This window comes from Acidobacteriota bacterium (assembly GCA_009838525.1).
Taxonomy (GTDB): Bacteria; Acidobacteriota; Vicinamibacteria; order Vicinamibacterales; family UBA8438; genus VXRJ01.
The window spans coordinates 15,678-37,388 of sequence record VXRJ01000031.1; the positions used below are offsets into that span (position 1 = coordinate 15,678).

The following is a 21,711-nucleotide window of genomic DNA, read 5'->3' on the forward strand; positions in this document are numbered from 1 at the left end:
ATGACGTTGTCGATGCCGTAGCGTTTGGCCGGGAATGCTCCCGTTGGGTCCCGAAATGTTGAAACGCTGGGCGCTAGAGCAGCGTGCCCGCAGTGGAGTTTCGGATCGGACCGATCGCCTCGTTCGCACGCATGTTGAACTGCAACTCCTCGACTAGGGTTTGAAGGACACAAGTGGTTTCCCGGTCCGGCGCCCGTCAGAACAGCGTCACGTCGACCGTAGTGCCCGCGTCGATGGCGCCGACGCCGATCGGGATCTCGATGTAGCCGTCCGCCTGCGACATGCTGGTGATGTCCCCGGACGCCTTGAAGGCGCCGACCGCTGCGCCGTCAACGAGGCGCACGGTGTAGAACTGATGCCGGTTCGCCGGCGAAGCGAACCGATGCGCGGCGGGCGCCCGCACCGTCCGCGCTTCGTGGGGGCGCAGCCGCGCGGTGCGCCGCAGGAACGGCAGGAGGAGGAGGTAGGCGTTCGACAGGCACGAGGTGGGATAGCCCGGCATGCCGAATACCGGCGTTGCGCCGATCCGTCCGAACGCGGTTGGCTTCCCCGGCTTGACCGCGATGCCGTGGAACAGCACTTCTCCACGCTCGCGCATCACGTCGAGGGTCAGGTCGCGCTCTCCCACCGAGCTGCCGCCGGAAAAAACCAGGATGTCGGCGCCGGCGTCGATGATCGCCTCGACCGCCGCACCGAGTGCCGCAACGGAATCCCCCGTGATGGGGTGGATAGTCGCCCTGCCGCCGTGCGCGGCGATGACCGACGCCATCGTGTACCGGTTGACGTCGTAGATCTGCCCCGGCGCCAGAGGCTCGCCGGGCTCGACGATCTCGTCGCCGGTCGAGAGCAGCCCGACGCGCGGCCGGTCGTACACGTCCACTTCGGCCACGCCGAGGGCGGCAATCGATCCGACCCGGCTGGGCGTCAGGAAGTCACCCGGCTCGAGCAGCGCCTGCCCCGACCGGATGTCCGCGCCCCTGCGGCCGACGTGCTGTCGCTCCTCCACCGAGGTGTACACCCGGATCGTCTCGCCGTCCCGTTCGGTCTCCTCCACGATGACGACCGCGTCGGCTCCATCGGGCATCGGCGCGCCGGTCGCGATCTCCGTGCAGCCGCCCGCGATCACCTCGCGGGAAGGTAGGCGGCCGGTATGGACGGTCTCGATCAGGCGGAACGTTGTCGGGCTGTCGGGCCCGGCGCCGGCCGTGTCGGCCGCGCGGACCGCGTAGCCGTCCATCGCGGCCCGATCGAACGGCGGGACGTCGCGCCCGGAAACGATGGCCGACGCCAGCACCCGTCCGGACGCCTCCGCGAGGCCGACGCGCTCTGTCCGCTCGATCGGACGCGCCGCGCCTTCGACGATCGCGAGCGCCTCATCGATCGGGATGGTCGACCGTATGGGCCGCATCTTCGTCCCGCGGCCGCCCCCCTTCACCGCCGCGCCTCGCGCACCAGGTGCCCCAGCTCCGGCAGGATCAGCTTCGTCATCGCAAGCCGGACGGCGTTCGGCGACCCCGGGAGGCTCAGCACGATGGTCCGACCGGCCAGTCCGCCGGTCGCGCGGGACAACATCGCCGCCGGCCCGATCTCCTCGTAACTGAGCGCGCGGAACAGCTCGCCGAAACCATCCAGCCGCTTGTCGAGCAGACCCGTCACCACCTCGTAGGTCCCGTCGCGCTGGGTGATGCCGGTGCCCCCGGTCGTGATTGCCACGTCGACGTCGGGCGCGTCGATCGCGGCGCGCAGGGTCTCGCGGACGCGGTCCGGCTCGTCCGGCACGATCGTCCGTCCCGCCACCACGTGCCCGTCCGCCTTCAGCAGCTCGACGATCGTATCGCCGCCGCGGTCCGTCTCCGGCGTTCGGGTGTCGCTGACCGTCAGCACGAAGCAGTGCGTCGTGCTCGGTGATTCGGCGCGGTGTTCGGTGTGGCTCATGCCGGCGATTATAGCGACCGCCTCCGGTTTGCCCGCCCCGCCCGATCCTGCGTACGATGCCCGTGTGACCGCTCGAACGCCCATTCCGGCCGCGCTGGCGCTCGCCCTGGTGCTGGCCCTGTCCGCCTGGACGCTTGGCGCGCAGGGAAAGGACCTCGACGCGGAGGCGCGGCGCTGGGTCGACGAGACCCTCGCGGCGATGACGCTCGACGAGAAGGTGGGTCAGCTCGTCGTCCCCACGTTCCTGTCGAGCTACACCAGCAGCGACAGCGAGACCTACGACGATCTGGTTTCGTTGATCCACGAAGAACACGTCGGCGGCATTCACGTCTTCGGGGCACGGACCGCGGTGCCTGACGTCCTCCTCAATCCCACCTACGCCCGGACCGCGCTCGGCCGGCCGCTCGACGCCGCCTCGCTGCTGAACCGGCTGCAGGCGATTGCGCCGCTGCCGCTCCTGGTGAGCGCCGATTTCGAGACGGGCGCCGGCTTTCGCCTGGAGGGCGCCACTAACTTCCCGAGCGCGATGGCGTTCGGCGCCGCTGGAGACCCACAGCTCGCGCGCGAGGCGGGGCGGATCACCGCCGTGGAGTCGCGCGCCATCGGCGTGCACGTCAACTTCGCACCGGTGGTCGACGTCAACAACAACCCGCGCAACCCGGTCATCAACATCCGGTCGTTCGGAGAGGATCCGGACACGATTTCCGAACTCGCCGCGGCCTACATCGAGGGACTGGCCGACGGCGGCATGATCGCCACCATCAAGCACTTTCCCGGCCACGGCGACACCGACATCGACTCGCACCGCGCCCTGCCCGTTCTCCGCCATCCGCGCGCCCGGCTCGACGCGGTGGAACTGCCTCCCTTCCGGGCCGGCATCGCGGCGGGAGCCGGCGCGGTGATGACCGGACACATGGCCCTCCCCGCCATCCACCCGGACGAGACGACGCCGGCCACGCTCAGCCGGCCGATCGTCACCGGTCTGCTGCGCGACGAGATCGGTTTCGACGGGCTGGTGTTCACCGACTCGATGCGGATGCGGGGGATCACGCGGATGGCGGCGACGGAGGAGGCAGCCGGGGGCGCGGTCGCGGCGGGCCATGACCTCGTCCTGCATGCCCCGGACGACCGCGCGGCGGTGGCTGGCGTGCGTGCCGCGGTCGACAACGGCCGGGTCAGCCCCGCCGCCCTCGATCGTTCCGTCCGCCGCATCCTGGAAGCGAAGGCGCGCCTTGGCCTGCACCGCTGGCGGCGGGTCGAGCTCGATACGCTGCCCGTCGTCGTCGGCACCCGCGCGCACCGGGCGGTCGCCCGCGAGGTGAGCGAACGGTCGATCACGCTGATCCGCGACACCGGGAACGACGTCCCGCTCCGCACGTCGCGCGACGGTTCGCTTCTCTACCTGTCGGTTCTCGATCGCGCCTCCGGCTGGGGCATCGGCGCCCCGAGCCGCATCGTCGTTCCGGAGCTGCGCGACCGCTGGGACGAGGTGACCGCAGTCGAGTTGTCCGATCAATCGACGCCAGCCGACGCCGAGCTTGTCCGGCGCATGGCCGAGCGGTTCGACGCGGTGGTCGCCGGCATCTTCGTCCGATCGTCTTCGTTCAACGACGAGCTGGATCTGGCGACGCACGTCATCGCGCTGATGGAGGAAGTGGCCGAGGAAGCTGCCCGGCGCGGGCAACCGTTCGTCGCCCTCTTCTTCGGTAATCCCTACCCGGCCGCGGCACTGCCGGCTCTTCCCGCCGTCCTCCTGACCTACGACTACCGCGGCCTCTCCGAAGAAACCGCGGTCCGCGCCCTCGCCGGCGAGATCCCGATTCGCGGGCGTCTGCCGGTCACCCTCGCCGACGACCTCCCGCGCGGCCACGGCCTCACGCGGTAGCGGGGCGTCGCGAGTGAAGTGCCGGCCGGGCGCTGGAGGCCGGTCATGAGCGATTCGCCGTCTCTGAATACCAAGGCGATTCTGCTACTGACGGCGCCGCTGATTGTCGGCCGGAAACGGCAGGCCTCCGTCAAGCCTCTCGCCATCGGCGAGTACAGCCGCCTGGCGCGCCGGCTGCGCGAACTGAGACGCGAGCCGGCTGACCTGTTGCGCGACGGAGCACGGACAGTGCTGGAGGAGTGCCGACTCGACCTGGAGCTGGAACGGATCCACCGTTTGCTTGATCGGGGCTTCCTCCTCAGTCAGGCGCTGGAGCGCTGGCGTGCGCGTGCACTCTGGGTGACTAGCCGCGCGGACCCGGAGTACCCACGACTGCTGAAGAAGCGCTTGCGCGACCAGGCGCCGCCACTGCTGTATGGCTGCGGCAATCGGGAGAGCTTGGTAGCGGGCGGGCTGGCCGTCGTCGGCTCCCGCAAGGTGGACGACACCCTGGTTGACTATGCCGAGGGTGTCGGGCGTCTCGCTGCGCGGGCAGGACGCGTGTTGGTGTCGGGCGGGGCGCGCGGCATCGACCTGGCTTCAATGCGGGGCGCCCTGGATGCTGGCGGGACCGTGGCCGGCGTGCTGGCCGACAGTCTTGAGCGGACCGCCATGCGACGCGAGCACCGTAACGCGTTGATGGACGGCCGGCTGGTCCTGGTCAGCCCGTACGATCCCGCTGCCGGCTTTCTTGTCGGGCACGCGATGCAGCGCAACAAGCTCATCTACGCGCTGGCGGACGCCGCCCTGGTCGTTAGCGCGGGTTTCGAGAAGGGCGGGACCTGGGCCGGTGCGATTGAGCAACTGGACCGGTATCGCTTGGTTCCGGTCTATGTCCGTGCCACCGGTGAATTGGGAAGGGGCTTGGAGGCCTTGCTGGAGCGTGGTGCACATCCCTGGCCGAGTCCCGATGATCCCGCGACCCTCGCCTCACTTCTGAGCACTCCACCCACTGACGACGCGGGCGTGATGGCCGACGTGACGCTTTTCTGACGGGTGCCGGGCACCACCACGGACCGAAGCAGGCTGCATGAGCGCGGCCACGTGCCACCATTGAAAACTACTCCGCAAACATTGCGTTGAGTCGCTTTTCCCATTCCTCTTCGTCGACTATCTCGAAGCGCATCTTGACCCTGCTCATCGCCGGAACGAACTCGGCCCAGTCCGCCTTGCGGGCATGTTCGGAGCAGATGTCGAACACAGACCGCTTGTAGGCAGTGTCCGCCGCCTGCTTGAGGTGGATGCCCTTGGTCTCGATGACGAAGACCCGATGGAAGGCGTCGTCGACATCGGGCTCGTCCGGCCGCAGCGTAGCGAGGAAATCGGCGTAGATGCGTCCCCGCTTCCAGCCCTGCACGAAGTAGTCGTGGCGCGGGCGGTTTCTGTACCAGAAGAACAATCGTTCCTGTTGATCCAGGTACGTTGCAACCTTGTGCTCCAGCTCGTTCAGGTCACCCTCCACCATTCGCTCCAACAAATCGCGCTGATACGGACTGCCGTCGGTGCGGTTCACCTGCTTCGCATCGACAGGCTGCTGGACGGCGCGTGGAAGACGGTTGAAACCCAGGTCGCGGGTAACGACAACGAACCGCATCGTCCCGTCATCGAGTAGCCCCTTGAACACGCCCCGCGCCAATCGATCGCGTTCGCCCACCAGGTGCTTGTGCAGTTCGTCGAGCACAAACACGTAGCTTCCCACCACCTGCTCGCGGGGATACTTCTCGATCAGCGCATCGAACGTGCGCCGAATCAGCTCGTAACCTCGCCACGGATTGGGCATGACGTCCAACAGGTGACTGGCGGCGAAGGCATAGTCCGCGGTGGGCTCCCCGCCGGCGGGCGTCCACCCCGCCGCGGGAGCCGTATCGGCGGTCAGCGGCACGGTTCCGAGGCCGGCGCGCAACTCCGTATCGCGCCGGATCTCGTCGCCCAGCGGAAGATCCAACAGCCCCTGGAGGTTCACGTCGTCCCATCGCGTGCGCGACAAGATATCGGCCTCGTAGTGCACGAGGCGCCATTCCTTCCCGTCCTTGACCATGAACGCGGGCAGTACAAGGTCCTCTGTCGCCTTGCGGTACCGTTCGCGCTGGCGGACGGTGCGTTCGTTCGCCTCCAAGGGTCCGTCGGCCGCCTGCACGACCCGGCCCTGAAGGTCGCCCAACCCCTCCAGTCCGAAGCCCCGCCGGACTTCCTTCAACAACTCGTTCCCGCGGCGCTGGAAGCAGAAGACGTAGCTCTCGTCCAGCCACGCGACACGCGTCTTCTTCGCGCGCGGCTGCCGGAGAATCCGGCCGACAAGCTGCGTTAGCGCGCTCTTCGAGCCGGGATTCGTCAGGATGGTCAGCACGTAGGCGAAGGCGCAGTCCCAGCCCTCCTGCAGCGCCTGCTTCGTGATGATGAACCGGATGGGGCAATCGCGCGACATCAGGCCGCCGACCTCGTCCACTTCCTTCAGTTCGTCCTTCTGGCTCGTCTTGACGGCGACCTGATTCCGGGCGATGTCCGGATGGTGCAGCAGGTACTCCCTGACATCCTCGGCGTGCACGACGCCGGTCCGTCGCTGGTCGCGGCCCGTGCGTTCGACCTGCACCAGGCAGATGGGTCGGATGTACTCGCCCGTGTCGGCCTCGTACCGCCGGGCTTCCACCTCCAGACGCTGGCGGTGCTCGATGGACGCCAGCAACGTGTCCTTCCAGCTCGTGCTCGCCAGGTTCCGGATGCGGAGGTCGAGCTTGATCATTTCCTCCTTGTTCAGGTCTTGACCACTGATGTTGATCAGGACGTTCGCGCCCGTCGGCGGCGTGGCCGACAATTCAACGATCAGGCACGGATTGAACCCCTCCAGCGTCGCCTTTGCGTTGCGGCTGTAGGCCTTGTGTCCTTCGTCGAGCACGATCAGGGGGCGCAGCACGCGGAGCGTGTTGCCGAGCGAGGTCTTGACCTGCCGTCCCCAGAAATCACCCTCCTGTTCGAAGGTGTCGAGATTCGGCGTCCGCTTCAGGAACGCCTGCTGGCCCTGGACGTCATCCTCGGCAGGAAAGAAACGGTCGAAGCCGCCGCTATCACGGAACATGCGGAGCTGGGCCTTGGTTTCGCGATTGGCCGACGGCAGCATCAGGAGCAGGATGCAGAGGTTATCCGCCACGTCGCGGGGACTGAAGCCGCTGGTCTTCTCCAGCACCAGCGTGCGGCCGCCCGACGCCAGATCGACCTGCTGGCGGTACGGATGGCCGCGGTCCTTCAGTGCCCTGAGCGTCTGGTTGTAGATCTGCGTCGTCGGCACAACCCACAGCACCAACCCGTGCGGGTCCCGTCGATAGTGGACGTTGGCCAGATCGATGATCTTCGTCGCGAGCAGCGTCTTGCCCCCGCCGGTGGGAATCTTGAGGCAGAACGCCGGCAGCGGCTCGCCGAGGCCGTTCCGCCGAGGAAGATACGGGCGCGCCGGGACGGTCGCCTCCCAGGCGCGGCTCACCCAGTCGAACGTCGTATCGGGGTCCGCCTCCAGAACCTTCGCCTGTTTCGCGCGCCACTCGGCCAACCGTTGGAGAAACTCGCTGACCGAGTTCAGCGCGCGCTTCTGGTACTCCTTCAGGATCATGTGGCAGCGCCTTGAGAGCGTCTCTTCGCCGTCTGCGCCACCGTTTCGTACACTTCGAACGGAAGCTGCTGAAACGTGATGCGGTATTCGTTCAGGAAGTCCTCGTCGAGATACTTCGTCGGAGCGAAGACCAACCGCCGCCGCCCATCTTGGTACGGTGGAAGTCCGCGGGCGAAGTCGAGCGACAGCGCAAGGTTCTTGAGCTGCTCGACATCCGGTTCGTAGATCAGGAACACGTCGTACAGTCGGCTTCGGCCGATGAACCAGCGCTCCTTCTCGATCTGTCCCTCTTCGAATTCCTCACCGGTCGCCGTGAAAAACACATAGGCGGCAAGCGTCTCGTAGGCCGGCAGGGCGGTTGCGTCCAGCAGGGACTGCTGTCGCATGGGCGCACCGAGCTTGAAATAACTGAATGTGCCGCCCAGCCCGGCCTTGAGGGCGGGGTCCTTTGCACCCGGAACCCCCTTGACGACGCGCCGCACTCGTTCAGCAGTGATCGAATCCACGTAGCTCTCGCACTCAATCAGCACGAAACGACGATTGCCTCCGTCCTCCTTGTTCTGAGCCAATACCGCGTGTGCGGTGGTGCCAGAACCGGCGAAGGAGTCGAGTACGATGGAGTCCTTGTCGGTGGCAACCTGAAGAATGCGCCTGATCAAGCTGGTGGGCTTGACGGTGTTGAACACGTCTTCCGACTTCTCGAAATCCAGCACGGAGACGAGTTCCTTCTTCGCGTCCTGTGTATGGCCCACGTCAGAATGGAGCCACAGCGTCTGCGGTACAACTCCCTGCTTGACCTCCGACAGGTATCGCTTGAGCCGAGGCATGCTGTCTCCATCCGGCCCCCACCAAATCCGTCCGTCCGCATCCAGGTCGGTGAATCTATTCGGAGATACCCGGAAGTAGTTCCCGACCGAAGGCCTGAATTTCTTGCCGGAAGGACTCGTGACTTCGTACGTGCCTTGACTGTAGTAGTTGCGAGCAGTCAGGTCGCTCGACGACCACGGTCCACGCGGGTCGTCGTCGAGGTTCTTGTACCGATCCACCGCTGACTCGCCGCGCTTCAACAGATTCGGCGCCCAGCGTTCGATGTCTCGCGCGTAGACCAGGATGAAATCGTGATCTTCAGAAAAGTACTTTGCCGTGTTCTTGGGCGAGAAGATCTTCTGCCAGACCGCGGTCGCGACGAAGTTCTCTTCACCGAACACTTCGTCCATGAGGGAACGCAGCCGGTGCACCTCGTTGTCGTCGATGGAAATAAAGATCGCGCCATCGTCCGAGAGCAATTCGCGCAGCAGCTTCAGGCGGGGCAGCATCATGCAGCACCACTTGTCGTGGCGCGTGAGATCCTCCCGGTCCACGACCTTGCCCAGCCATTCGCGCATCATGGGAGAGTTGACGCGGTCGTTGTAGTGCCACTTCTCGTTGCCGGTGTTGTACGGCGGATCGATGTAGATGCACTTCACGTTGCCGTGATACGTCGGCAGCAGCGCCTTCAACGCGGCCAGGTTGTCCCCCTCGACGATCAGGTTGTCGTGCAGGCTCGCCTTCCGGCTCAGTCCCTTACCGCGAACCGGCTTCAGCTCGTGGAACGGGACGGCCAGGTGGTGGTTCTCGACGAACGCTCTACCCTTGAATCGCAGTGACGACATTGCTGCGGCCCTCAACAAGTACCGCGACGCCGACGACGCCAAGCGTCGGCGCGCGGACCGTCCTGCACAATCCGTAGCCTCAGCATGGATGTACGCGCCGTGTTCCACTGGACTCGCCTGCCTGTCGGCGGCGGGCTGCCAAGTGTCATCAGTGATCCCGCCGGCCTGTCTAGACCGAAGGGTCGGTGCCGGCTAACGGCGAGTTGATCGGGTGGGTAGCGAGCACGAGTTCATGCTAACACGGGCGTTGAGAGCGGCTAACCCGCCGCCGGTGGGCCGCGCGTGCTCGATCCGGGTGACCCGGCCGGCGTTGCCATCCACCCGGAGCCGGTCGCCGTTCGCGATCGCGCGCATGGCATCCCGCACGTTGACCACCGCCGGCAGCCCGAACTCGCGGGCCACGACGGCGCCGTGCGACAGGTAGCCGCCGGTCTCCATGACGATCGCGGAGGCGCGCAGGAACAACGGCGTCCAGCCAGGGTCCGTGGAGGGCGCCACCAACACGTCGTTCCGCCGCATCCGGCTGCCGTCATGGGGCGTGCGCAGCACGCATGCGACGCCCTCGGCCGCACCCGGCGCCGCCGCGATGCCCGGCCATGCGTCGCCGTCCAGTGTGGGCCTCGGGGCCTCGGGCGACCGGGCGGGCGCACTCAGCCCCGCTGAAGGCGGGTCCCTGATCACGCCGGGAAGCTCCAGTTCCTGTTGGGCGGCAAGGCTTGCCCGGCGGTCGCCGACCAGGGCGGCCGCGCCGAGCCCGTCCCAGGTTTTCTTCAACCACGCTTCGATCTCGAAGAGGCTGAGGTGAAAGACGTCGTCCGCGGAGGCGATGCGGCCGGCGGCCTGCATGCGCTGCCCCACCTCGAGCAGAATCTGCCGGTGGAGTGCAACGGCCGCCGCCACCCCCGACTTGGCGTTCTCGCGCAGCGCGGCGCCCCGTCGGGCGCGAGCCAGTATCCGCCGAGCGATCGGCCGGAGGCAGACATGGACCGTCGCCAGATCCGTTTCCGCCTGCCGCCGCACGTCGGTCGCGTGCGACCGGAGGTCACGCGATGGCGGATGGTCGAGGTGGAAACGCACCTGCTCGAGCACGTAACGCGGATCATCCGCCCAGCGGGGGCTGGCCATCTCCACCTCGAAGACCGCCCGGTGACCGTACCGATCCAGGTAGGCCTGCATCGCGACGCGGAACGGGGCATCCGCCGGCAGCTCACGCCAGGCGAACGGATCAGGGTCCTTCAGGGCGGCCAGCGCGGCCGAGTCTCCGGCGGCGCTCTCTGCGAGCTCGCTCACGCTATACCCATGCTCCGCACTGGCGACGTCACCCGACGCCGCCAGGAGACGGGTAACGAGCGGCCTTACTTCATGGCGGGAGGCCAGTCCGAGGACGTCCTCCATCAGCTTCACCCAACCCCCATAGTAGGAAGCGGCGAGCTGCACGACCGGTTGATACGTGACACCCAGCGACTGCAGATCCCGGAAGCGGGCCCCAAGCGCGTCGTCGCTCAGGGTCGAGAGATCCGCCGAGCGGCTCTCCCGGGCTCGTGCGATCATCGCGTCGATCTGCGGGGGGGCGTCCCGTTCGAACCGCAAGAGGCGGCGCGCCATCCGCAGCCGGCGCCACACGCGGGCGAGGCCGGCCCGGCCGAGGAGCGGGTGCCCCTTCGGCACCGGGATCTCCGGCTGGAAACCGCCCAGGGCGCGGTTCGTGTCGGCCGGCGCAATGCCAACCGAGTCGTAGAAGCTCCATTGCAGGCTGTCGAGATCAAAATAGGGGCGCCCGCCGAACCGGCGCAGCACCTGCATGCCACGTGGCAGCGGGTACTGGACGGCCTGGGCCGACGCGTACACGATCGCTTGCGCGGTCGGGTCCAGCAACGACCAGGTCGCCATCGTCAGGGGCCGGGGAAGCGAGTCGCGAATGTTGGCATCCGACCAGGTCGTCGTCCCGGTGGGAACGCCGGGGAAGGTCCAGCGGGGCAGCCGGGTGACTGGCCGGGACTGGAGCATCCAGAACGTCCGGCCGTCGTAGGCCCACTCCACGTCCTGCGGCGTGTCCCCGTCGCCGAGGGCCCAGTGGACCCGTACGATGTCGCCGGCGAGCGCTTCTATCTCCCGGCGGTCGAGGATGGGAGCGCCGCCCGTCTCGTCCAGCCGGGCGATCTCGGTGTCCGGACCGGACCGGCGAACCGCGTACCGTTGCGGCGCGACAGCTCCCTGGACGACGGCGTCGCCCAGGCCCGCCGCCAGCTCGACGGTCACGACCTGCCGCTCGCCGGTGACCGGCTCGCACGAAAAGGCAACGCCGGCCGCCCGCGGGCCGTCGTGGGGATCGCCCACCATCTTGCAGATCACCACCGCGCACGGGGTGGCGTCGTCGGCCACGCCCATGCGCCGCCGATAGGCGACGGCATGCGGGGTCCATAGCGAGGCGAAGCAGCGCGACACGGCCGCACACACCGCGTCGAGCCCGGTCACGCCGAGGTAGCTCTCGTGGACGCCGGCGAACGCCGTATCGGCGCCGTCCTCCGCGACGGCGGACGAACGGACAGCGACCGGCCGATCCTCCAGGCCGGCCTGACGCAGGAACCGGCCCACCGCCGCGCGCGTGACCGAGGGAAGGCCCTCGCGGATGACGCGGTCGCGGAGTGCGGCAAGACGCGCCTGAACCTCTTCGTCGCCGATTTCGTCCGGGGTCACCGTCGTCAGCGGCAGCACCAGCGCAGCCACGTCCGGCGCCCGGAACAGGTCAGCGTAGACCGAAGCGGCCACAACGCCGCCGGACGGCACAGCAAAGCCGTACCGCGCGAGTCGGGCAAGGTTCCAGCCCTTCCCACCGACCACCGGAGCGCCAGCCGCGAAGGCCTGGGCCCAGGTCAGCGCCGGGTCGTCCTGACGACCCACTCGATGGGTGCCCCGCTGTCCTCTATCGGCAGCGGCGCTTAGCCGACGGCGGCCTCGAGCCGGTCGAGGAACTCCCGGATACGAGCGGCGTTGGCGCCGAGGTCGCCGATGCCGACGCGCGAGATCGACCGGACGTCCACCGTCGTCGCGCCAGGTACGCCGTCGGCGCTGCGCAACCGCACCACCACGTCGTCCCTGAAGCCGAACCAGAAGGTCGTGGCGGTCGCCTCGATCACTACGTCGCGGTACTGCTCGGAAGCGCGCCGGCTACCCCGGCCGGTGTCGCGTATTTCCTCCGAACCGAAGGGCTCCGCCGCGACAACCTGCCACCCGAGCTCTCTCGCCACGGCAAGGGCAACGTCGGCCAGATCACCGGGATTCCCGGCGACGATCAGCGGTTGAATATCGGGGTACGCCGCGCGCTGGGTTGCCGCGAGCGCCGGTCCCCGGTATTCGATCGGATTCGACGCGCTGCCGCGCGCTGCGACGATGGCCTCGAAGCGAGGCGGATCTTCCGTGTCGGTGGTGATGTCGTGGATTGCCGGGGCGCCGATGGACAGGACCACCGTTGCGATGGGTATCGCGCTGGCCCCTGCCGCCAGGACCAGTCCAGCACCGTTTCGCAGATCGAGCTGTTCCAGCCCGCCACGCGCCAGCCTCAACAGGCCAGCGGCCAGCACCCAGAGCAACGGCAGAAGGGCGACCGCCACCAGCCCCAACGCCCCGCCGGCCGGCAGTAGTCCCGTCCGATGACCGAGCGGCGCCGCCGCAACGGCCAGCGTACCGGCAAGCAACACGACGTCCCGGGTCTGCCTGCGCCGCCGCGAGGGCAACGTGGGAATGGAGGGCAATCCTTGCGCGCGCCCCGGTCAACGAACGGTAACGGCGATGTCTTCGGTCACCGTCGCGAGGCCGTCGGACGCCTGGACGCGGAACACATAGTCGCCCGGCGACTCGAACGCTGCGGTCACCGTCGCCTGGTCGGCCCCGGGTTCGCCCTGGACGTCGAGTGCCACACCGGTCGGCCCCCGCCACTGGGTCCAGATCACCGTGAGCCGGCCCACTTCCGCGCGCGTTGGACGGAGCCGATTCTCCGGTTGAATCTGCGGGACATTCACCGGCAGCCGCGGGCCTTCCGGTTCGAACGTCGGCAACACGTTGCTGCCCCCGCGCCTCCGCTCGCGCGGTGGGGGCAGCCCGTCATCGGTCACCGTGGCAGTCATGGTGAGCGAGCCGCGGAGGCTGACCGATCGCGGGACATCGACAGCCAGCGTCGGCGCCTGGTTAGCGGCCAATTCCCCGCCGACGAATCGGGCAAGAGGATTCGGGTCGATCTCCCACTCGGGCTGGAGCCACCCGACCGCCCGATGGGTCTCGTCGCCGACCGTCACGGTCCAGACGAGCTCCTCCTCCTCACCAAAATCGGCCGGGACCGTGACGCTGAACACCCGACGATTGACGCGGGGATAGAAGAACGTCGGCTGGCCTCGGTCCGCTTCGCCCGACTCGAACCGGTTGTTCGGGCCAATCGGGACGTGCTGTTCGTCGACGTAGTTCCGGTTCAGATAGCCGAAGTGCATCTCGTAGCCGCTGTCGGGGTTGTGAGCCCAGCCTGCGAAGAAGGGCTGGATCGTCTGTCCCGAATTGAAGAGGTAGTTCTGCGGATCCGCTTGGGCGAGGCCTCGGGGGGAAGACCCCAGAACCAGCGCGACCGTGAACAAGGCCCCGACCCACCTGAACTGTTTCGACATGCGTATCCTCGTGAGGCGGCGCCGGCGCTAGTCGTTCGTCTTGCTTCGCGCCGCCTCTCTCTCCGCCAGCTCCGCCTCGTATTCCTCGTCGGTCAGATCGTACCAGCCGATCCAGGCAAATCCCATTTCGTCGATGGTGCGCTGACCGCTGCCAACCCAGTTGCTGGGATCGAGGTTGGCGCGGTTGGCCGCCGAGTTGTCGTGCCAACTGGTCACATGCAGGATCGTCCCGGCCGGAATGAGCGGCGCCGTATCGTCCGCGTAGTTGTAGTTCAGGTGCCAGTTGTAGTCGAAACTCGCGCAGTTCACCGTCTCCGCCTTGACCGGTTGGGTCGGGTAGATGAACTCAATGCACTGGTAGATGCCCAACATATGCATGTGCGGCTGGAACATAGTGATTCGCGCCGCCTTGTTGAACCGCGTATAACCGTCGGACCGTGCTATTTCACCGGCCGGGATGTCGAGGACGCCGATGACCTGTCCCTGCGAGCCTCCGAGTTGCTTCGAGTACCGGATGTGTTTCGGTTCCGTCCCCTTCGGAAGGAAATTGATCCCGAGCTCCATCTGCGCGTCGACCTCTTCACCTATGGAATGGAGGTGGTAGCTCAGTCTCGCTTCAGTGCCGCCCGGCAGGAGGAGACCGGAGTCGGGCGGGTAAATCTCCGCCTGCTTCCCGGACGCATACTCGACGAGGAAGATGCCGCCTCCCATTGATTCGCCCTCTTCGTTCTGCTCGACGGCATACGACAGCGCATGGTGCACGACCTGGCGCGAGAGATCGCCAACCGGCCGAGTCTGGATCGACGTGATGTAGCGATCCTCTTCGAGATCGAAGTCCTCGAACAGGTTTCCGAAGAGGTCTGGACCCGCCGCCGGGACCGTGTAGTCCGGGAACCGGACGACCAGGTCGGGCTCACCGATCTGCCAGGCGTCCGCTGGCGCGAATTCCGGGGGCGTCGGCGTGTCGGCCGGGTTGCCCTGCGGCGCCCCGTTGTCGACCCACCTCACGATCGTGGCGATTTGCGCATCAGTGAGCGATGGGTCGTTCTTGAATTTCTGAATCCCGATATGGCGATCGAGATGCCACGGCGGCATGGCGCGTGTCTCGACCTTGTTCTTGATGGACCGCGCCCACGGTCGCACTTCCTGGTAGCTGATCAACGACATCGGCGCGATCTCGCCCGGCCGGTGACAATTGACGCACGATTCATACAGAATCGGTGCGACATCGTTCGCAAATGTCGGCTCTTCCGGGTCGGCGGACTGCGCGACGGCGGCGCCGGGCAACAGCAAGGCCCCCAACAGCAGGACAACAAGCGGCTGAATGAATCTCACAGCGATCCTCCTACGCCTCATTGACGGCACGTGGCACCCACGATTCCAGATCCTTCGCGTTCAGACGCACACGTCTCGATGACAGTGGACTAGCATACTCTGGAACCCGCCTGATCTCGCAGCGGACTCGGAGTCTCGGTGAGATATCATTGATTCTAGAAGTGCGCCCTTAGCTCAGCTGGATAGAGCGTCTGGCTACGAACCAGGAGGCCGCAGGTTCGAATCCTGCAGGGCGCGCCAAACACCCGTTTCTCACCTTCACAACTACCGCTTGCCGAGCCGGCGAGCCCATTCGAGTTCCAGCACGTCGGCGGTGTGCAGGTCGAAAATGTCGGCGGTGGGAGCCCGCTCTCCGCGGAACTCGGTGTGGCACCGGTAGCAGACAGTGATGTCCTTGAGGCGGCCGTAGACGATGAGATCGAGCAGCGCGGCGGCGCCCAGCACGCTGTAGGCGATCAGGTCGAGGCCGAACCAGTAGAAACCGGCGCTGATGAGGGCGCCGGTGATGATGACGGCGAGACCCAGCTTCGGGTCGAAGTCCTTGCGGCGGTAGAAGTCGGAGCCTTCGCAGACGGGGCACCGATCCACCCCAGCCCCCTCGCGGACGGTTTCCGTCACGTTGAGAGCGATGGCCCGCTCGCATTTGCCGCACTGAATCGCGGTGGGCGCCTCGGCGGCCGCAACCGGAAGGTGGCTCTCGCAGTCGGGACAGACGACCGTGACCGTCATAGCGGGACCCGCTGCGACACGAGCAGGTACTTGGCCAGCACCTCACCGACGATGACGGTGAAGAAGTCGACGTAGAGGATGCCGGTGGCCGACTGCGTCGACTGGATCTTGGCCGTCTCCCAGGTGAGGTACGCCAGCACGAGGGGACCGGCCAGCCCGAACAGCACGCGCTGCCAGAAGAAGACCCCCTCCAGCGACAGCACGTAGCGATCGAAGCCGGCGCCGGACGGCGCCTGCCACGTGGCGAAGGCGACGGCGACCACGGCTGCTACGACCGCGATTCGCGCAAGCGTGGATCCGATGTGGAACTTCACGATTCCCTTCAGCAGCTCCACGTCCATGGACGGCAGCACCAGGTACCAGTGGCCGAGGATCATCGCCGTGCAGCTCCCGCCCAGCAGCGCTGCGGACGACGCGAAGCTGACCGCCGTGAGCAGGGCCGGCGGTCCCGCCTCCACCGCCGCCCACTCCGCCGCCTGGATGACCATCGCGACGAGGCCGCCGATCAGTGTGGTCCAGAGCAGCGGCGCCCGAAGGGCCGCCAGGGCGCGCCCGATGCTGGCCCAGTAGACGAGCAGCGCGCCCGTCGCAATCACGAGCGCCCACCATCCGGCCGATGCCAGAAACGTCTCCGCCGGCGCCTCCGGCCGGAAGGCGAACGCGATCAGCAGCAGGATCGACGCCAGCCCGGCGTTGAACCGGAAGAACTGCACCCCGGCCGCCCGCGAGATGAGAAGCAGCGAGGCCGCGATGCCGATGCCGAGGTGGGCGAGAAACAGAAACAGGACCGAAGCCATCCCGCCCCCCGGAAGCTGGCAGCCCGTGGCGAGACCCGCGTAGCACCGAGAACGGCGCCTAGCCGAGTCTCCGGTTCACCTCGTTCCAGTTGATCGTGTTGAACCAGGCGTTGATGTAGTCAGGGCGGCGGTTCTGGTACTTCAGGTAGTAGGCGTGCTCCCAGACGTCGAGGCCGAGGATGGCCGATTTCCCTTCCATGATCGGGCTGTCCTGATTCGGCGAACTCTCGATGCTGAGCGAGCCGCCACGGTTGATCAGCCAGACCCAGCCGCTGCCGAACCGGCCGGCCCCCGCCGCCGCGAACTGCTCCTTGAAGGTGTCGAACGATCCGAACGCGGCGTCGATAGCGTTCGCGGCGTTGCCCGTCGGCGCCCCGCCGCCGTTCGGCCCCATCACCTGCCAGAACATCGTGTGGTTGGAATGGCCGCCGCCGTTGTTGCGAACCGCGGTCCGGATCGCCTCCGGCAGGGCGGCGAGGTCGGCGATCAGCTCGTCCACACCCTTGTCGGCCAGATCGGGATGCGAGGCGATGGCGCCGTTCAGCTTCGTGACGTAGGTGTTGTGGTGCTTGGTGTGATGGATCTCCATCGTGCGTGCGTCGATGTGCGGCTCGAGCGCGCGGTAGTCGTACGGCAAAGCCGGCAGTTCGTGGGCCATGACGTTCGTGCTCCTTGACTGTCGTATAGGGTCCGGTGGTCTCCCGAGCGGGTTCGGTGAGTGGTGACTGAACCGTAGATCCTAGTGGATCTCCAGCATCCGGTCGAGCGCCGCCCGGGCCCAGCGGGCCTCCGTGTCGGGCACCGTGATGCGGTTGTGGACGGCGCCCTCGCGCAGCCCCTCCAACACCCAGAGCAGGTGATTGGGAGAGACCCGGAACATTGTCGAACAGAGGCAGCCGATCGGGTCGAGGGTGAGTACCGTGCGTTCCGGTGCGAGCTCCGCCGCGAGGCGGTTGACCAGGTGGACCTCGGTCCCGACCGCCCAGATCGACCCGGGCGGACTCGCCGTGATCGTCCGGATGATCCGTTCCGTCGAACCGCTCTCGTCCGCCGCCTGCACGACGTCCCATGAGCATTCCGGATGAACGATCACGCGCACGTCGGGATACCGGCGCCGCACCTGCTCCACCTGGGCGACCGTGAATCGCTCGTGGACCGAGCAGTGTCCCTTCCACAGAATCAGCCGCGCGGCGCGAAGCGCGTCAGGCTGGACGCCGCCGTTGGGCAGCTCCGGATCCCAGACGACCATCTGATCGAGCGGGACGCCCATAGCGTAGGCCGTGTTGCGTCCGAGGTGCTGATCCGGCAGGAAGAGGACCTGCCGGCCGTGCGCCCAGGCCCATTCGAGGGTCGGCCGCGCGTTGCCGGAGGTGCAGACGACGCCGCCCCGCTCGCCGCAGAACGCCTTGATGGCCGCCGCGGAGTTGATGTACGTCACCGGCACGACATCGGTCGCGCCCATCGCGTTGAGCTCTTCCCAGCAGACTTCCACTTCATCCGCCGCCGCCATGTCGGCCAGCGAGCAGCCAGCCGCCAGGTCGGGAAGCACCACCTGCTGGTTCGGCGCGCTCAGGACATCGGCGCTCTCCGCCATGAAGTGGACGCCGCAAAAAACGATGTAGTCCGCGTCGTCGCACTTTGCCGCCTGCCCCGCCAAACGGAACGAATCGCCCGTGTAGTCGGCGAACCGGATCACCTCGTCGCGCTGATAGTGGTGACCCAGGATGAGCAGCCGCGAACCGAGGTCCGCCTTCGCCTGCGCGATGCGCTCCGCCATCTCGTCGTCCGACAGCCCAAGGTAGCGATCCGGCAGCGGCTGGCGCTCGGCGACCTGCGTCTTCTCGAATTCCGTCAGTAGCGCGACATCCATCCCCGACTACCCTTTCACGGCCCCGCTTGTGAAATTTTTCTCAAGCAGCGGACAACAAAAAAGCGCGGACGGCCCGCGCTCACAGATTTAGCGTATCACGTCAGCGACAAAAGGGGCTCGGCCGGCAGTGGTCAGTTTTGCCCCCCGCCGCGGCCCCGGATATGCTCGATCCGACGTGAAGCGCCCGCCACGCGACCCGAACCGCCTCGCCCACGCCCTCCTGCAGGGTGCGATCCGGCTGTCCGGAGAGCCGCCCCAGGAACCCCCGGCGCCGCCCAAGAAGAAACGCCCCGCCGACCCGCCAGACGACCCCGCCGGTAACGACTAGCTCCACCGCCCGGTTTTTCCTGTTACGATGCGAACGCCACTCGCTGCTGTAATCAGACGTGTCGGCCCGACATCGGGTCGCCGCTGAATAGAACACCCGCACCGCGGGGAATCAGGCGGATCCGCACGCACCGACACGTGCAGCATTGAGTGGCATCCGGCCCGGTGACCAATTCCGGTCGCGAGCCGGAGGAGGTCACCATGACGCGCATCGTCCGCATCGTTGCCTACACCGCCGCCGGAGTCGTCGCCATTCCCCTCGCTGGCATCATCGCCATCGTCGCCCTGGCTGCCATCTTCGGCGGCGAGCCAGCCACACCAGAAGCAACACAGGTAGCGGCAGTGCAGCCGGAACCGCAGCCGGAAGCCGCTCCCACGCTGGCGGATCAGTGGGCGGAAACCGTGATCGCCGCGCGACTGGACCAGACCACGATCAACCAGTTCTACGCGCAGATGCCGGCGGAGAGCCAAGTCGCCCCGACCAGCGAGCGCCGTGGCGAAGATGTTCTTGTGCGATGGACGTTCGCGGACGACAGCTACATCGAAGCCCGGTTCTACCCGGCGGACGGACGCGCGGACATGCTGCTCGACTACGTGGCTGTCGAGCCTTAGAATCGCCCTCGTACAGGCAAACGCCCCGGCATGATGCCGAGGCGTTCTAACGGGCGGCTTTACGTCGGAGGCAACCCGACGAGCTGCCCCAGGAGGACAGCTGTGTCTAAGCATACGCCCACCACCCCGCGCGACGTCAACCCCGACGGCCGCGTCCGGTTCACATTGACGACGGACCACCACCTCGAGCGCAGCCACCCGCTCCTGCGACAGCCCGCGCAACCGCCAGATCCGCCGCAACCTCCGAAGATGATCCCGAGGCCCCACCATGAACCGCCTGTCCACCGACCGCCGCGGCAGCGTGATCGCCGCTCTCGTTGAAGGCAACAGCATCCGCTCCACCGCCCGGTTGACCGGAGTCTCGAAGCCGGCCGTCCTCAAGCTGCTGGAGGACCTCGGACCGATCTGCTCGAGCTACCAGGACGAAACGCTCCGGAACCTGCGTTGCCGCCGGATCCAGTGCGATGAGCTGTGGCAGTACTGCTACGCCAAGGCGAAGAACGTCCCCGCGAGCAAGCGCGACACCTTCGGATACGGAGACGTCTGGACGTTCGTAGCGATCGACGCCGACACCAAGCTCGTCCCCGCCTGGCTGATCGGACCGCGCGACGCCGACACCACCCGTGAATTCATGCTCGACCTCGCCGGCAGACTCCTCGAACCCCCGCAGATCAGCACCGACGCTTTCCCGCCCTACGCCGAGGCCGTCCGGTTCGCCTTCGGCCGACGCGTCGACTATGCGCAGACCGCCAAGAACGACGGGAAAAGCCACCCCCAGGTGCACAGCGGCGACCCCGACCACGCCCACATCTCGACCAGCTACATCGAGCGCCAGAACCTCACCATGCGCATGCAGATCCGACGCTACACCCGACGCACCAACGCTTTCTCGAAGAAGGTCGAGAACCTCGCCCACGCCGTCGCCCTGCACTTCATGCACTACAACTTCGTCCGGATCCACGGCTCCCTGCGCTGCACCCCGGCCATGCGCGCCGGAGTGAGCCGCCGCCTCTGGACCATCCGCGACGTCGTCACCCTGCTCGAAGAACGCGAAGCCAGGCAGGCCGCCTGACTTCAAACTTGACCACTACCGCTCGGCCGGTGGACGCTGGACGACGTTGTAGAACGTGTCGCGCTCCACCGGCTCACGCCCGGCGGTGCGAATCAGATGGCTGATCTGATCGGGCGTCATCGCCTCCGGCGTGCGGGCCCCCGCCATGTGGTAGATCCGCTCCTCCTGAACCGTGCCGTCGAGATCGTCGACACCGAACCAAAGCGACGTCTGGGCAACGTCGACGCCCGTCGCGATCCAGAACGCCTTGACGTGCGGAACGTTGTCGAGCATGAGCCGGGCGACCGCATGCACGCGTAGCGTGTCGGCCGCGGTCGGCGCCGGCAGCTTCCGCATCTGGTTGTTGTCCGGATGGAACGCCAGCGGGATGAACGCCTGCACGCCGGCCGTCTCGTCCTGCAACGCCCGAGTCCGCAGCATGTGATCGACCCGCTCTTCGTCCGTCTCGATGTGGCCGTAGAGCATGGTGACGTTCGAGCGCATTCCGAGGCCGTGCGCGAGGCGGTGGATTGCCAGGTAGCGATCGGCATCCGCCTTGTCGTGACAGATCTTGCGGCGAACCCGCTCGGCGAAGACCTCCGCCCCGCCCCCCGGCAGTGAGTCGAGCCCGGCCTCCATCAACTCGCGCAGCACTTCCTCGTCGGTCTTGCCGTAGAGCTCCGAGAAAAAGGCGATCTCGATGGCCGTGAAGCACTTCAGGTGGATGTCGGGGCGGATCCGCTTGAAGCCGCGCAGCAGCTCCAGGTAGTAGTCCCAGGGCAGATCCGGGTGCAGGCCGTTGACGACGTGCACCTCGGTCAGCGCCTGGTCCGACCGCTCGCGCAGCTTGTCCCACGCCTGCTCCAGGCTCATCGTGTACGCGCCGGCGTCGCCGGGCTGCAGCCGCGCGAAGGCGCAGAACAGACAGCTCGCGACGCAGACGTTGGTCGCCTCGAGGCGGATGTTGTGGTTGAAGTAGGTCCGCGCGCCGTGGCGCAGCTCGCGCTCGCGGTTGGCAAGCCAGCCGACCGCGAAAAGGTCGGGGGCCGCGAACAGCCGGATGCCGTCGTCGAGCGTCAGCCGTTTACCGGCATCGACCCGGTCGGCGACGTCGTCCAGCCCGGCGGCACGCAGTCTGGCCCACACTGTGCAGGTTATAGCACCGTTCCCGAAACGCGAGCAAAGGGCCGTAAGAGAATCCAGAGGCCCCCTTCCACGGGGGCCGG

At 67.1% G+C, this 21,711-nt stretch carries 17 protein-coding genes and 1 tRNA gene; 4 read left to right on the forward strand and 14 right to left on the reverse strand.

The window, feature by feature from the left end; translation table 11 throughout:
• Window positions 1–196: 196 nt before the first annotated feature.
• Window positions 197–1,408, reverse strand: a complete 1,212-nt coding sequence (locus F4Y45_12915) for a molybdopterin molybdotransferase MoeA (GenBank protein MXY25401.1) — start codon at window positions 1,406–1,408, stop codon at window positions 197–199.
• A 23-nt stretch (window positions 1,409–1,431) separates the two neighbouring features.
• A complete protein-coding gene (locus F4Y45_12920; protein MXY25402.1) occupies window positions 1,432–1,935 on the reverse strand; it encodes a MogA/MoaB family molybdenum cofactor biosynthesis protein in 504 nt (167 codons plus the stop codon).
• On the opposite strand from F4Y45_12920, the gene F4Y45_12925 reads away from it, so the two are divergent.
• Both F4Y45_12925 and F4Y45_12930 read left to right on the forward strand, forming a co-directional pair.
• Window positions 1,934–3,820: a glycoside hydrolase family 3 protein gene (locus F4Y45_12925; GenBank protein MXY25403.1), complete on the forward strand. Its 1,887-nt coding sequence runs from the start codon at window positions 1,934–1,936 to the stop codon at window positions 3,818–3,820. The genes F4Y45_12920 and F4Y45_12925 overlap by 2 nt on opposite strands.
• A gap of 45 nt (window positions 3,821–3,865) precedes the next feature.
• Window positions 3,866–4,852: a DNA-processing protein DprA gene (locus F4Y45_12930; protein MXY25404.1), complete on the forward strand. Its 987-nt coding sequence runs from the start codon at window positions 3,866–3,868 to the stop codon at window positions 4,850–4,852.
• Window positions 4,853–4,919: 67 nt separating this feature from the next.
• On the opposite strand, the gene F4Y45_12935 is transcribed toward F4Y45_12930, so the two are convergent.
• The 6 genes from F4Y45_12935 to F4Y45_12960 all read right to left on the reverse strand — a co-directional run bounded on the left by F4Y45_12935 (window position 4,920) and on the right by F4Y45_12960 (window position 15,099).
• Window positions 4,920–7,460 carry a restriction endonuclease subunit R gene (locus F4Y45_12935; protein MXY25405.1) on the reverse strand — a complete coding sequence of 847 codons (2,541 nt, stop codon included), beginning with the start codon at window positions 7,458–7,460 and terminating at the stop codon, window positions 4,920–4,922.
• A complete protein-coding gene (locus tag F4Y45_12940; GenBank protein MXY25406.1) occupies window positions 7,457–9,112 on the reverse strand; it encodes a site-specific DNA-methyltransferase in 1,656 nt (551 codons plus the stop codon). The genes F4Y45_12935 and F4Y45_12940 overlap by 4 nt, the downstream gene beginning before the upstream one ends.
• 192 nt (window positions 9,113–9,304) lie before the next feature.
• On the reverse strand, window positions 9,305–12,013 hold the full coding sequence (locus F4Y45_12945) for a hypothetical protein (protein ID MXY25407.1): 2,709 nt from the start codon (window positions 12,011–12,013) through the stop codon (window positions 9,305–9,307).
• A 38-nt stretch (window positions 12,014–12,051) separates the two neighbouring features.
• Window positions 12,052–12,810: a DUF1499 domain-containing protein gene (locus tag F4Y45_12950; GenBank protein MXY25408.1), complete on the reverse strand. Its 759-nt coding sequence runs from the start codon at window positions 12,808–12,810 to the stop codon at window positions 12,052–12,054.
• A gap of 72 nt (window positions 12,811–12,882) precedes the next feature.
• Entirely contained in the window at window positions 12,883–13,764 is an 882-nt protein-coding gene (locus F4Y45_12955; protein ID MXY25409.1) for a hypothetical protein, read from the reverse strand.
• A 27-nt stretch (window positions 13,765–13,791) separates the two neighbouring features.
• Window positions 13,792–15,099: a cytochrome c gene (locus F4Y45_12960; protein MXY25410.1), complete on the reverse strand. Its 1,308-nt coding sequence runs from the start codon at window positions 15,097–15,099 to the stop codon at window positions 13,792–13,794.
• A gap of 163 nt (window positions 15,100–15,262) precedes the next feature.
• Between F4Y45_12960 and F4Y45_12965 the strand changes: the two genes are divergently transcribed.
• Window positions 15,263–15,339, forward strand: a tRNA-Arg gene (locus F4Y45_12965).
• A 24-nt stretch (window positions 15,340–15,363) separates the two neighbouring features.
• On the opposite strand, the gene F4Y45_12970 is transcribed toward F4Y45_12965, so the two are convergent.
• From F4Y45_12970 to F4Y45_12990, 5 genes are all read right to left on the reverse strand, one after another.
• Window positions 15,364–15,828: a hypothetical protein gene (locus F4Y45_12970; GenBank protein MXY25411.1), complete on the reverse strand. Its 465-nt coding sequence runs from the start codon at window positions 15,826–15,828 to the stop codon at window positions 15,364–15,366.
• Window positions 15,825–16,625, reverse strand: coding sequence for a hypothetical protein (locus F4Y45_12975; protein ID MXY25412.1), 801 nt, complete (start codon window positions 16,623–16,625; stop codon window positions 15,825–15,827). Before F4Y45_12975 ends, F4Y45_12970 begins: the two co-directional genes overlap by 4 nt.
• A gap of 58 nt (window positions 16,626–16,683) precedes the next feature.
• Complete coding sequence (locus F4Y45_12980; protein MXY25413.1) at window positions 16,684–17,283, reverse strand: superoxide dismutase; 600 nt, start codon at window positions 17,281–17,283, stop codon at window positions 16,684–16,686.
• Window positions 17,284–17,364: 81 nt separating this feature from the next.
• The gene (nadA, locus tag F4Y45_12985; protein ID MXY25414.1) at window positions 17,365–18,495 is read right to left on the reverse strand and encodes a quinolinate synthase NadA; all 1,131 of its coding nucleotides are present in this window, start codon (window positions 18,493–18,495) and stop codon (window positions 17,365–17,367) included.
• A 595-nt stretch (window positions 18,496–19,090) separates the two neighbouring features.
• Window positions 19,091–19,165, reverse strand: coding sequence for a hypothetical protein (locus F4Y45_12990; GenBank protein ID MXY25415.1), 75 nt, complete (start codon window positions 19,163–19,165; stop codon window positions 19,091–19,093).
• Between the two features lie 537 nt (window positions 19,166–19,702).
• On the opposite strand from F4Y45_12990, the gene F4Y45_12995 reads away from it, so the two are divergent.
• Window positions 19,703–20,506, forward strand: coding sequence for an IS1 family transposase (locus F4Y45_12995; GenBank protein ID MXY25416.1), 804 nt, complete (start codon window positions 19,703–19,705; stop codon window positions 20,504–20,506).
• Window positions 20,507–20,521: 15 nt separating this feature from the next.
• Here F4Y45_12995 and mqnE read toward each other — a convergent pair whose 3' ends face one another.
• The gene (gene mqnE / locus F4Y45_13000; GenBank protein MXY25417.1) at window positions 20,522–21,643 is read right to left on the reverse strand and encodes an aminofutalosine synthase MqnE; all 1,122 of its coding nucleotides are present in this window, start codon (window positions 21,641–21,643) and stop codon (window positions 20,522–20,524) included.
• Window positions 21,644–21,711 lie beyond the last annotated feature (68 nt).

What these genes read in the sequence shown, in the direction of transcription:
- F4Y45_12920 (MXY25402.1), bottom strand. Translation starts at nt 1,935, where the DNA reads ATGAGCCACACCGAACACCGCGCCGAATCACCGAGCACGACGCACTGC.
- F4Y45_12970 (MXY25411.1), bottom strand. Translation starts at nt 15,828, where the DNA reads ATGACGGTCACGGTCGTCTGTCCCGACTGCGAGAGCCACCTTCCGGTT.
- F4Y45_12925 (MXY25403.1), top strand. Translation starts at nt 1,934, where the DNA reads ATGCCGGCGATTATAGCGACCGCCTCCGGTTTGCCCGCCCCGCCCGAT.
- F4Y45_12975 (MXY25412.1), bottom strand. Translation starts at nt 16,625, where the DNA reads ATGGCTTCGGTCCTGTTTCTGTTTCTCGCCCACCTCGGCATCGGCATC.
- F4Y45_12930 (MXY25404.1), top strand. Translation starts at nt 3,866, where the DNA reads ATGAGCGATTCGCCGTCTCTGAATACCAAGGCGATTCTGCTACTGACG.
- F4Y45_12935 (MXY25405.1), bottom strand. Translation starts at nt 7,460, where the DNA reads ATGATCCTGAAGGAGTACCAGAAGCGCGCGCTGAACTCGGTCAGCGAG.
- nadA (MXY25414.1), bottom strand. Translation starts at nt 18,495, where the DNA reads ATGGATGTCGCGCTACTGACGGAATTCGAGAAGACGCAGGTCGCCGAG.
- F4Y45_12980 (MXY25413.1), bottom strand. Translation starts at nt 17,283, where the DNA reads ATGGCCCACGAACTGCCGGCTTTGCCGTACGACTACCGCGCGCTCGAG.
- F4Y45_12940 (MXY25406.1), bottom strand. Translation starts at nt 9,112, where the DNA reads ATGTCGTCACTGCGATTCAAGGGTAGAGCGTTCGTCGAGAACCACCAC.
- F4Y45_12995 (MXY25416.1), top strand. Translation starts at nt 19,703, where the DNA reads ATGAACCGCCTGTCCACCGACCGCCGCGGCAGCGTGATCGCCGCTCTC.
- F4Y45_12955 (MXY25409.1), bottom strand. Translation starts at nt 13,764, where the DNA reads ATGTCGAAACAGTTCAGGTGGGTCGGGGCCTTGTTCACGGTCGCGCTG.
- F4Y45_12915 (MXY25401.1), bottom strand. Translation starts at nt 1,408, where the DNA reads ATGCGGCCCATACGGTCGACCATCCCGATCGATGAGGCGCTCGCGATC.